The sequence below is a fragment of the Candidatus Nanopusillus massiliensis genome, assembly GCF_920984865.1.
Genome location: NZ_OV100765.1, coordinates 450,299 through 450,530, shown reverse-complemented (window position 1 = coordinate 450,530; position 232 = coordinate 450,299). Strand labels below are relative to the sequence as shown.

Sequence of the window (232 nt, the reverse complement as noted above, 5' to 3'; positions counted from 1 at the left end):
TAATTGGAAGATTAATATTGTTGAAGGCACAATAGCTCATGAGTCTATGGAACAATTGAAATAGTAGAAAGACATAGACATAGGTATGAAGTTAATCCTAAGTTCTTTAATATACTAACTGAAAAGGGCCTTGTTTTCTCATCTTGGAGATCTGATGTTCCAAGAGTAGAAATGATAGAGTTACCAAGCCATTATTTCTTTGTAGCTACACAATTCCATCCAGAGTTTAGAA

General features: G+C 33.2%; 1 pseudogene (only partly in view). It reads left to right on the top strand.

The window, feature by feature from the left end:
- Positions 1-54 precede the first annotated feature (54 nt).
- Positions 55-232 (top strand): annotated as a pseudogene (locus LUA84_RS04790) (glutamine amidotransferase-related protein) (its annotated part continues 39 nt past the right edge of the window); the annotation flags it as partial.